The 11,961-nt window shown below is 71.7% G+C and carries 5 protein-coding genes; all 5 read right to left on the bottom strand.

The features are described from left to right. Positions 1–181: 181 nt before the first annotated feature. From FF096_RS21695 to FF096_RS21675, 5 genes are read right to left on the bottom strand one after another with little or no spacing between them, the layout of a single operon-like run. Positions 182–658: a nuclear transport factor 2 family protein gene (locus FF096_RS21695; protein ID WP_309223727.1), complete on the bottom strand. Its 477-nt coding sequence runs from the start codon at positions 656–658 to the stop codon at positions 182–184. Between the two features lie 58 nt (positions 659–716). Beyond that, positions 717–1,607 carry an SDR family oxidoreductase gene (locus FF096_RS21690; protein ID WP_155221379.1) on the bottom strand — a complete coding sequence of 297 codons (891 nt, stop codon included), beginning with the start codon at positions 1,605–1,607 and terminating at the stop codon, positions 717–719. After that, complete coding sequence (locus tag FF096_RS21685) at positions 1,604–3,025, bottom strand: hypothetical protein (protein WP_155221377.1); 1,422 nt, start codon at positions 3,023–3,025, stop codon at positions 1,604–1,606. The genes FF096_RS21690 and FF096_RS21685 overlap by 4 nt, the downstream gene beginning before the upstream one ends. Continuing rightward, positions 3,022–4,218 (bottom strand): FAD-dependent monooxygenase, encoded by a 1,197-nt coding sequence (locus FF096_RS21680; protein WP_155221375.1) that lies wholly within the window; start codon positions 4,216–4,218, stop codon positions 3,022–3,024. The genes FF096_RS21685 and FF096_RS21680 overlap by 4 nt, the downstream gene beginning before the upstream one ends. Then, positions 4,218–11,543, bottom strand: a complete 7,326-nt coding sequence (locus FF096_RS21675) for a non-ribosomal peptide synthetase (protein WP_309223726.1) — start codon at positions 11,541–11,543, stop codon at positions 4,218–4,220. The genes FF096_RS21680 and FF096_RS21675 overlap by 1 nt, the downstream gene beginning before the upstream one ends. Between the last annotated feature and the right edge of the window lie 418 nt (positions 11,544–11,961).

The following is an 11,961-nucleotide window of genomic DNA, read 5'->3' as shown; positions in this document are numbered from 1 at the left end:
AGGACGCTCCCCCAACTCCGGCGGCGACTACGGCCTCCTGCCCTACCGCCCCGGAATCCTCACCCTCCAACGCTGACGGGGCCCGGATCGTGGTCCGGACACCATCGGGTGTCCGGACCACGATCCGCCGTGCCGTCGGCCGCTGCGCGCGTCACGGCCGGCGTGCGCGTCACGGCTGGGGCTACGGTTTCGCCGATCGACGGGTACGCACCAGGTCGACGAGGCCACGCCACACGTGACCGACCGTGGCGGCGGTACGGATCGTCACCAGCGGGTTCCAGAAATCCCGGAAGTGGACGATCCGGTCGTCCCGGTAGCGGACCACGGAGATGTAGACCTGGTGGAACGGTCGTTTGGTGACCACACCCCTGCCGTTGCCCACGAACTCGGCGATGACCAGGTCGGGATCGGTCGTCTCGTGGAAGGTGAGGTCGGAGAAGCGGACGTCGAACTGCTTCGGGAAGTCCTGCATGTGCTCGTACAACTCGTGGTGTCCGACGAAGCGGGATCGGACGCCCGGTGGCGGGTACGGGAACTCCAGCACCCCGTCCGGGTGGAACAGCTCCACCCATTCGCGGATCCGTCCCTCGGTGAGGTAGTCGAGATTGCGGGCGAACAGCTCCTGCAGGCGCGCCCGGCTCTGCTGATCGGTCTCCACGTGCTGCCTCTCGTGTCGGTCGTCGCGGGTTCGGGTCTGGGGTGATCGGGTGGGGCGGTCAGCCGTCACGCGGTCGGACGATCGCGGCGAGGTGCCGGTCGAGCAGGGAGTCCGGCAGCAGCCGGGCCGCCAGGCTCGCGATCCGCACGTCGGTGCCGACCGGGTACCGGGTCCTCGGGCGTGCCGTGGTGAGGGCACGGGCCACCGTGTGGGCGTACTGCTGCGGGGTGGTTCGGCTGCGCCGCACCTGGCGGGCGTTATGCCTCAGGAAGGCGCGGAACGGCTCCCGGTACACCGTCGCGGTCGGCTCCGGCGCGCCGTCGACGACGTCGGCACCGGCCTGGGCGAGCTTGTCCCAGATCGGGGTACGGATCGCACCCGGCTGCACCACCGAGACCGCGACACCGAACGGCCGCAGCTCGCGTCGCAGGCTGTCGCTGAGCGCCTCCTTGGCGAACTGTGCCGCCGCGTACGCGCCCAGGTACGGCAGCGCGACCCGGCCGAGTCCCGAGGTGACGTTCACGATCCGCCCCCGAGCGGCGCGCAGCAGCGGCAGGTACGCCTGGATCGTCTGGAACTGCCCGATCACGTTCGTCGTCAACTGCCGCTGGAGCAGCTCAGCGGACAGGCACTCCAACGGCCCGGGTTGGGCGATACCGGCGTTGTTCACCAGCCCCCAGAGCCCCTCGCCGTCGAGCCGTTCGGCCACCTCGTCGGCCGCCTGCCGGATCTGATCCGGCTCGGTCACGTCGAGGCGCAGCGGATGCAGCCGCCCGGCGGACGACTCCGCGAGCAGGCGTGCACCGTCGGCCGGGGCACGGATCCCGGCGAAGACCTGGAAGCCGATCCGTTCCAGGTGCAGCGCCGCCGCCTTGCCGAGGCCGGACGACGCCCCGCTGATCACCACGGTGCGACCGGCCGGGGTGATCCGCCGTGTCCTTCTGCTCATCGTCGACTCCGTACCGGTCGGCGGCCGATCGCGGCGAGCACCGCGTCGACGCTCGCCTCCACCAGATCGACCGCTCGCTGCTCGGGCAGCGCGTCGGGCACGTAGGTGAAGTTCCAGAACAGCTGCCCGTGGCTGGTGTTCACCGTGGCCACGAGATAGCCGCACACGGAGAGCCCGGCGATGAACTGCGCGCCGGAGAGCCGCCACGGCCCGACCCGGTCGGGGAAGTCGTAGCGGCCGATGTTGGACAGGCACAGGTTCACCGGGCCGCTGCGTTCCATCATCTCGATGAACCGACCACTGGTGCTGACCGACTCCGGACTGGCGAGCCGGACCAGGTCGACCATGGCGAACTGGCTGCCCGCCGCGCGGCGGGCAGCGAGATCGTCGCTGATCGAGCGGGCGAGCTGCCAGAGGGAGATCCCCGGCCGGTGCCGGACGAAGGTCGGCACGGTGGCGACGTACGTCCCGGCGGCCCGGTCGGGCACCGCGGGTTCCAACGCGTCGCGCATGGTCACCGGGGAACCGATCGTCAGGTGCCCCGACGTCGCCGCACCGGACTCCGCGGCGACGGCCAGCACCATCGCCGCCGCGAGCGCGCCGTGCACCGTGGTCCCCTCCCGGCGGCAGGCGGCCACCAGCATCGCCACCTGGTCGTTGGTGAGGCTCCGGGCGAGCAGCCGGGTACGCCGCTGCGTGAACGGCACGAAGCTGCTCGGCTCCACCCGGACCGGGCGGTGCCGGTGCGTCCGGCACAACTCCCGCAGCAGCAGCCACCGCAGCCGCAGCACCCCGACCACCCCCCGGTACCGGCGGGGGAACATCGCCTCGCAGGCCGGTAACGCCGGCTCACCCGCCACCACCGCCGACCCGGTCGACTCGGCATCCGTCGAGGGGTCGACCTCCCGGTCGGCAGAGCCCGCCTGCTCCGCAAGTTCGATCCACTGCCGCAGCAGGGCCAGCACGGTCGTGCCGTCGGCCACGCAGTGCGGCATGGTCAGCAGCAGATCGTGCACCTCGTCGCCGGAGGCCGGTGCCCGGGTGAGCACCACGGCCCGGCACAGTGGGCCGTCGCGCCAGTCGATCCGGTCGACCAGCTCGTGCTCGTTGACCCGCCGTACCCAGCCCGGTGCCGCATCCGCCGCCGGGGCGTCCGCGCGTACCCGGTGCAGCGGTATCGGCTGGTCGGTCGGGACGAACCGGGGACGTCGCCCGTCCGGCGCGGCGGCGATCGCCACCCGCAGCAGCGGGTGCCGTCGGCGTAGCCGGTGCAGCGCGGCGTGCAGCAGCGCCGTCGGCAGCGGTCCGCGTACCTGGACGCGGGCCACCACATTGAGTGGTGACACCTGGTCGGCGATCCAGTACCAGCGTTCGAGCGGGCTCAACGCCCGCCGTACCTCCGTCGTCGGCGTGCTCATCTCGCGGCCACCGACGGCTCCGGACGGCCCGGGAAGGTCAGGGCGACCTCGTTGCGCCGGTCGAGCAGACGATCGGGCAGCCAGCGCAGGTAGAGGCGGCGGGCCAGGTCGGCCAGCGGATGGGCCAGCTGCTCGACCCGACTGAGCGAGTACGCCTCCTTGACCATCCAGCGGGTCCGCTCGCGCCGTGCGGTCTCGTAACGCCGTAGCGCCTGTGGCAGGTCGACCGCGTCACGGAGACAGTGCGCGAGTACGACGGCGTCCTCGATGGTCAGCGCCGCGCCCTGGGCGAGACTCGGCAACATCGGGTGCGCCGCGTCGCCGAGCAGCGTCACCGGCCCGTGGCCCCACCGTTCGAGGAAGGGCCGGTCCCGGGCCGGGACGGTGATGATCGCCGACTCGGGCGTCCGGGCGATCGCGGTCCGAACCTCCTCGGCCCAGCCCGCGTACGCCCGCTCGATGTCGGCCTTGCCCCCGGACCAGTCGCGGGCCGCCGCCGGTGCCATGTTCAACGTGCCCCACCAGTAGACCCGGTCGCCGTCGAGCTGCACCAGGCCGAACCGTTGGCCCCGCCCCCAGTAGTGGGCGGTGTAGCCGTCCCGGATCTTCGGATGGCGCATCGGGACGGTCGCGAGCCAGCAGACGTACCCGGGTTCGCGGGGTCGCTCGGGACCGGCTATCTGCCGCCGGACGACCGAGTGGAATCCGTCGGCTCCGATGAGCAGGTCACCCTCGGCGGTCTGCCCCTCGCGGAAGTCGACCCGCACGCGGTCACCGACCACCTCGAACCGCTGGGCCGTGGCACCGAGCCGCACCGGCGGATCACCGGCTGCGGCGAACAGCGCCTGATGTAGTTCGGCGCGGCCGATGGCGACGTTCTGCGCGCCGAGCCGGTCACCGAGCCGCTCGAACGGCACCGTCCTGATCGGGTCGCCGGTCGCCGTGCAGAGCCGCAGCGCGGGGTAGACCCGACCGCGCCGCTCCACGTCGAGGTCGATGTCGAGGGTGCGCAGCGCGACGCGGGCGTTGGCGCCCAACGACAGCGCCGATCCGCCGGGCCGCAGGTCACCGGCGCGCTCGTAGATCTCCACGTCGACACCGACCCGGCGCAGGGTGGCGGCGGCGGCCAGTCCGCCGATGCCCGCGCCCAGGATGAGAGCCTTGGGGCGGCGCGCCCCGCCTGCCGCCGGCATCACCGGCCGCCCACCGGGCTGGGGCCGGGCCGACCGGCCACCGGTGCGGCGGAGCCGGCCAACAGTTCGGTGATCCGGCGGGCCACCTCCGCCACGTGCGGTGGCTCCATCAGGGCCAGATGGTCACCGGGCACGTCGAGCACGTCGAGCCGACCCGTGGTCAGCTCACCCCAGCCGTTGCGTGGGTCGAGGTGCAGCGTGCCGGCGAGGTCGTGCATGGGTTTGAGCAGGGGCGGTAACGGGTCGGAGGCGCGCAGCAGGGTGAGGTCCTGGTCGACGACCTCGGGACGGTAGGTGATGATCGCCTCCCAGTTGGCCTTGAACACCTCGAACAGCCGACGTACCGCCGTGGGCGAGTCACCCGGCCGGAGTATCCCGGCGGCACCGGCCCGGCGGGCGACGAAGTCCAGGCGCTCCTGGGGCGACGCCAGTTCCGACGGGATCGCCTCCAGCACCGGGCGATCCTGGTCGATCGGCATCAGCTCCCAGAAGAACCAGTCGAGCAGCACGTCGTCGGTCACCGGCACCGGCTCGTCGGTGCGCCTCGCGATCGGGTCGATGAGGATCAGCTGTTCGACCGGGCCGGTGCCGGTGGGGTCGAGTCGGCGGGCCTCGTCGTTGAGCTGTCGAGCCATCTCGAAGGCCACCACACCACCGAACGACCAGCCACCGATGCGGTACGGCCCGGTCGGCTGGACCCGGCGGATGGCCGCGAGGTAGCTGGCCGCCAGCTCCGGCACGGACCGCAGCGGGGTCGTCCCGGCGGTGATGCCGGCCGCCTGGAGCCCGTGGACGGGCTGCTCCCGGGGCAGGTGCCGGGCGAGGGGGAGGTAACACAGCACGTTGCCGCCGATCGGGTGCACCAGGAACAGTGGCGGCCGGTCGCCGCCGGTGCGGATCGGCACCACCGGGTCGACCGACGTCGGGTCCACCCCACCGGCGCGGAGCAACGCGGCGAGGTGGGACACGGTCGGCCCGGTCACGAACGCGGCGACCGGTACGGTGACGCCGTACCGCTTCTCGATCAGCGTGACCAGGCGCATCGCGGTGAGCGAGGTGGCGCCCAACTCGAACAGGTTGTGTTCGACGTCGACGTGCGGCAGTTGGAGCAGGTCCGCGACGATCTCCGCGAGGACCCGCTCGTACCGGTCACGCGGCGCGGTCGGCCGGGGGGCCGCCACGGGCAGTGGCAGCTCACGCAGCCGCCGGTCGTCGCGTTTGCCGCTCGGCGTCAGCGGCAGCTCCGGCAGCCATTGTAGGTGGGTGGGCACCAGGTGCTCGGGCAGTCTCTCCCGTAGCCGTCGACGCAGGCCGGTCAGGTCGGCCCGGGTCGGGTCGCCGACGAGGTAGGCGGCCAGGAAGGCGTCGGTGTCGTCCCGGCGTCGGGCCACCACCGCGGCCTCGCGAATGCCCGGCTGCTCCGCCGCCAGCTCCATGATCGCCACCTCGGCTTCGAGCGGCTCCACCCGGAACCCTCGGATCTTGGTCTGGGTGTCGGTACGCGCGAGCCAGGCCAGGTCGCCGTTGGGCAGCACCCGGGCCAGGTCACCGGTGCGGTAGAGACGCTCACCGGGCGCGCCGAACGGGTTGGGCACGAACCGTTGACCGGTCAGTCCGGGCTGCCGGTGGAAGCCGCGCGCCACCTGGACGCCACCGAGGTACAGCTCACCGGCGACCCCGACCGGCACCGGACGCAACCGGTCGTCCAACAGGTACAGCTGGACTCCGGGAAGCGGCGACCCGATCGGTGGCAGGCTCGGGAAGCGGTCCGGGTCGCCGGTCATCGGGTACGCGGTGACGACGTGGGTCTCGGTCGGTCCGTACTGGTTCTCCAGGATCGCACCGGCCGGCAGGGCCGCGACGAACCGGCGGATCTCGTCGGTGACCCGCAGCTGTTCACCCGACGAGATCACCACCCGCAGCGCACGAGGGTGCAGTCCGAGCGTCACCGCGGTCTCGGCGAGCTGTTGGAGCACCACGTACGGCAGGGCGACCCGCTCGACGGCCTCCTGGTCGAGCAGGCGCAGCAGCTGCGCGGGGTCCCGCCGACGCTGCTCGTCGACGAGCTGGAGCGTGCCGCCGGTGCCGATCGTGGTGAAGATCTCCTGGAACGACACGTCGAAGCTGAGGGGTGCGAACTGGAGGGTGACGCCACCGGCTGCGGCACTGACCGCTGCGGTCTGCCACACCTGAAGGTTCGCCAAGGCGGCGTGCGACATCGCCACCGCCTTCGGCACCCCGGTGGAACCGGAGGTGAACAGGACGTAGAGCAGATCATCCGGTCGGCTCCGGGGCAGTGGGACCGGTGCCACCGCCCGCGACGGGGCGAGCAGGTCCTCCACGACGAGCACGCTCTCGGGTACGCCCACCAGCGGGGCGTGCGTCCGGTCCGCGATGACCCGGACCGGTCGTGCCTGGTCGAGCATGGCCGCGATCCGTTCCGGCGGGTAGGTCACGTCCAGCGGCACACAGCCCGCGCCGGCACGGGCGATCCCGTAGATCGACGCGATCATCTCGGGGGAGCGGCCGACCGCGATCCCGACCAGATCACCCGGCCGCACCCCGGCGTGGACCAACCCGTACGCGATCCGGTCGACGTCCTGCTGCAACCGCGCGTACGTCCACCGGCGGCTGCCCGCGGCGACCGCCACCGCGTCCGGGGTACGCCGTACCGCCTCGGCGAGGCGATCGACCACGTCCCGGCGTGCCCCGGTCGTCGGCGTGACCGGCCCACCGGTGATCACCGGCGTGGTCGGGGCCAGGAACCCGAAGTCCGGTGTGGCGTCCGGCTCGTCGGTGATCCGGGCGAGGATCCGCAGGTAGGTGTCGGCGATCAGGTCGGTCTGCGCCCGGGTGAACGTCCGGCGGTCCGCGTCGATCCGCAGTGCGATGCGCTGGTGCGCCGGGTGGACGATGACGTTCAGCAGCAGCGCGAAGTTGGTCTCCTCCCAGGCGTCGAAGTCGAGCGGCTCGATGGCGGGCAGGTCGAGCAGCGGGGCCAGGACGTGCATGTGCACGTAGTTGAAGGCCAGTTCGAAGACCGGTCGGCCACCCCGGTCCCGCTGGATGGCGTGCAGCGGGTAGCGCCGGTGCGGCAGACATTCCTGCTCCCGCCGGTGCACCTCCCGGACCGTGTCCAGCCAGCAGGAGTGCTCGGCCCGCAGCCGCAGCGGCAGCGTGTTGAGGAAGAGTCCGGCCAGCCGTTCCGCACCGGCCTGCTCCGGACGGCCGTGGGTGACCAGCCCGACGGTCACGTCCGTGGTGCCGGAGTACAGCCGCACGGTCAGGCAGTAGGCGGCCAGGAACACCGACTTCAGGGGCAGCCCGTGCTCCCGGGCGAAGGCCCGGAGCCGCTGTTCCAGCCCCACCGGCAGGTCGACCAGGCGCACCGGCGACTCGTCGGCGGTGGGCGGCTCGTACGGTCGGAAACCGTCGAGCTGGGTCAACTCGGCACCGTCGAGCCGGTCGGCCCAGAACTGTCGGGCGGCGGGCGAGGCGAGCGCGTGGCGTTCCTCGACGACGTACGCGGCCGGGTCGGGCAGCGCCGTCTCGGTGACCGGCTCGACACCAGCGCCGATCAGGTGCAGGTAGTCGCGGAACAGCTCACCGACGACGGTGGCGACGCTCCAGCCGTCCAGGAGCACGTGGTGGAAGCTGAACACCAGGTCGACCACCCCGGACGGCAGCAGGTGCGCCCGGAACAGGAACAGTGGCGGCTGGTCGAAGACGTACCGGTGGTGACGTCGCTGCCGCATGTGCGCCAGCACCTCGGCGCGGGCGGCGTCCGGATCGAGAGCGCGCAGATCGGCGACATCGAGGCCGCCGGCTACCCGGGCGTGCACCACCTGCATCGGTTCGGAGAGACCACCCACGTCGAAGGCGGAACGCAGCCCCGGATGGCGGGTGACGAGCCGGTCGTACGCCGTGCGGAACGCCTCCTCGTGCCACGGCATCCGGACCGAGTAGCGGAAGACGTCGTGGTAGGCGGTGGCGGTGTCGTGTTCACTGCTGTGGTAGAGCAGGCCGAGCGCGACGGCGGAGGCGGGAAAGGCGTCCGCCACGTCGCCCAGCCGGGCCCGGTCGAGCGGGGACACCAGCGCGAACGGACCGGTCACGGCGGGCGGCGGCGCGGTGCGCCGGGCGCGCTGTGCCAGCGCCGCGATGGTCGACTGTTCGGCCAGGTCGGCGAGGGTGAAGTGCAGACCCTGCCGCTCGGCCTCGGCGCGGATGCGCAACGCCAGGATCGAGTCGCCGCCGATCGCGTGGTAATCCTGGTGGATGCCGACCGACGGCAGGTCCAGCACCCGGGACCAGATCGCGGCGAGGGTGCGTTCCACATCGTCGCGGGGTTCCTGCTCCGGCTCCTGACCCGACCCCGACACGGGCGCGGGCAACGCCGCGACGTCGAGTTTGCCGTTCGGGGTTAGGGGCATCCGGTCGAGCCGGTGGAACAGGGCGGGGACCATGAAGTCCGGCAGGCGGCGCAGCAGGTGACCACGCAGCAGCAGCGGATCGAGGTCCGCCTCCGCCACGTAGTAGCCGACCAGGTGGACGTCCCGGCCGGGGGAGGAGCGGGCGACGACGGCCGCCTCGTGGACCTGCGGATGGTCGCTGAGCACCTGCTGGACCTCGCCGGGTTCGACCCGGTTGCCACGGATCTTCACCTGCCCGTCGAGACGGCCGAGGTATTCGAGGCTGCCGTCGGCGAGCCACCGTGCGAGGTCGCCGGTACGGTACATCCGGCCGTCGCCGCGTACCGGATCGGTGACGAACCGGGCGGCGGACGGTGAGCCGTCGCCGGAGCCCGTCTCCCTTTCCCCGGCACGTCCCAGGTAGCCCCGGGCGACGGCGACCCCGGCGACGCAGAGTTCACCCGGCACACCCATCGGCTGCGGTTGGTCGTCCCGGCCGAGCACGTAGAGCCGGACGTTGTCGATGGGGCGTCCGATCGGCACCCGGCGGGTCGGCCGGTCCGGATCGGGATGGCACTCGTGGTGGGTGACGTCGACCGTCGCCTCGGTCGGCCCGTACAGGTTGACCAGCCGGGGCCCGGCCGAGCGGCCGGTGCCGGGCGGTCGGCGGAACAACCTGTGGAACTGATCGACCCGTCGGGCCGGTAGTTCCTCACCGCTGGCGAAGACCAGGCGGAGCGAATCGGCCTGCCGACCCAGGTGCGCCGCCGTGCCCAGCAGGTCGAGGAACGGCCCGAACATCGACGGTACGAAGTGGATGACCGTCACGCCGTGGCGCGCCACGAGGGCCGCCATCGCGTCCGGATCACGGTGCGCCCCGGGGCGCGGCAGGACGACCCGGGCACCCGCGAACGTCCACCAGAACAGTTCCCACACCGACACGTCGAACGAGGTCGGGGTCTTCTGCACCAGCACGTCGTCGCCGTCGAGGGGGTAGCACCGCTGCATCCAGGCCAGCCGGTTCACCACCGAGCGGTGTTCGACCATCACCCCCTTGGGGTCGCCGGTCGACCCGGAGGTGTAGATGACGTAGGCGAGGTCGGTGGCCTGGGCGAGCGGTTCGACCGGGACGCTCGGGTGGCTTCCCAGGGCGTCGAGGTGGCGCACGGTCAGACCCGCGATGGTGTCGAGGCCGGCGTGCGCGATGGTTCCCTCGGTGCGGGAGGTCACCAGCACGACCTTCGCGCCGCTGTCGGTGAGCAGGTACCGGATCCGGGCGCTCGGGTAGTCGGGGTCGATCGGCACGTACGCGCCGCCCGCCTTCAAAGTGCCGAGGATGCCGGCGAGCATCGGCGCTCCCCGTTCGGCCAGGACGGCCACCCGGTCGTCGCGGCCGACGCCGTCGGCGCGGAGGGCCTGGGCCACCTGGTTCGCCCGCGCGTCGAGGTCGGCGTAGCTGAGGGTCTCGCCGGTCTCGTCGACCACCACCGCGATCCGGTCGGGTGTCCGGGTGGTCTGCTGCTCGAACAGGCCGTGCAGGGTCGCCTCGGTCGGGTGGTCCACCTCGCCGTCATGCGCCCCCGTGACCCGGTCGAGTTCGGCGTCGGTGAGCATCCGGATCCGGGCCAGGGGCTCGTCGGGCCGGTCCAGGGCGTCGCCGATGAGGGTTTCGAGGTGCCGGCCCACCGCCTCGATGCGGAAGTCCTCGTCGAACACGTCGCGGGAGTAGTCGAGATCCATGGTCAGGGTGCCGTCGTCGTACTCGTTGACGAGCACGGCCAGGGCGTTGTGCTCGTGTACCCGGCTGGCACCCGAGGTGCGGTGGGCGATGCCGTGGATCGGCTCCAGGCGCGGCCAGCGCAGCCAGGACAGGGTCACGTCGTAGAGCTGGCGGGGCCCGCCCGGCGCGATGACCTCGCGCAGCAACTCGCCCCGGGACAGGCGTTGGTGGGTACGCATCGACCGCAGGGTCTGTTGCAGCTCGGCCACCAGTTCGGGCATCGTCCGCGTACCGGGAACCGCGACCGGCACCGGCAGTTCGTTGGCGAGTTGGCCGACGGTCTGCCGCTGCGCGTACGTGCTGCGGTTGAGCACCGGCACGCCGAGCACGACCTGTTCGGTGCGGTGGACCCGACCGAGGAACACCGCGAGGGCCGCCGCGAAGACGGTGAACGGCGACTGACCGGTGGCGCGGATCCGGTCGACGAGGTCCCGTCGCAGGGGCAGGCTGTGTCGTGCGGTCCGGTGCCGGCCGGTGGCGGACGAGGCGAACAGCGCCGGGGTGACCCCGTCGAGGCGGTCGCGGAAGTACTCGATATCCAGCTTGCGCTGGACGGACTCGGCGTATTCGGCCAGCTCCCGGGCCAGGTCAAGGTAGGACAGCCCGCGGCGGGCGACCGATCCCGATAGGTTCGCGGTGGGAGCTGTTCCCTCGACCGCCGCCGCGTACCCGGCGCAGATCTGCCGCAGCAGCAGCCGCGCGCTCCAGCCGTCGACGATCAGATGATGGGCGTTGAGGTACACGTACGCGACCGACTCGCTCTCGCGCAGCAGGGCCAACCGGTACAACCGGTTGCGGTGCAGCTCGAAGGGTCGGGAGAAGACCCGCGCCATCCAGGAATGGCATGCCTGGTGGGGATCCGGGGCGTCACGGAAATCGTATACCTCGATTACCGCCTGTTCAGGTTCGACCCATTGGAAGGGCTGACCGTTCTCCTCGTCGAAACGCAGTCGTAACGCGTCGTTTCGCTCTATGACCTGCCGTAGGCAGGCGAGCAGGAGTTCGTGGTCGAGTGGGCCGACGAACTGTTCCCATCCACACACATTGAACTGTGGAAGGTGCGGCGACAAACGGCTCGCCGCCCAGATGTCTGCTTGGTAGGTGGTCAGCGGCGTACGACCCGGATTGATCACTGGTCACCTTTCCGCTCGCCACCGCACCGACCTGGGCCGCTGCTGCGTTCACGCTCGTGCCCGGGGCCAGGTGCAGGTGGTGTGGTTGCGTCGAAACCGCCCGCCGGGAACGAGCCGGCGGCGGTGAAGTCAGGAGAGGCCCGCCGCCTGTGCCCGGCGGCCGTTCCTGGTGTGTGTGGTGTCGCCCGGTGACGCGGCGTTGTGACGCCGTCGCCTCCTGTTGATCTTTTGGGGGCAGCGTAGCCGAGGGCGGCGTCCGGCCACAGTCGTCATTCCGATATCTGTCAGCCGGGGCGGAATCGTCAGCCATTTCGTCCTACTGTGGAATCGACTGTGGGTGTTCAGGCCGCGCTGTTGGCACGCTGATCGCGGCAGGTGGGAAAATTGCATGTTCCGGGTGGGAGAATGAGACGGGTGG

The organism is Micromonospora sp. CP22, from assembly GCF_009712475.1.
GTDB lineage: Bacteria > Actinomycetota > Actinomycetes > Mycobacteriales > Micromonosporaceae > Micromonospora.
Note: the sequence above shows the minus strand (reverse complement) of the source record. Positions and strands in the feature narration are given on the sequence as shown.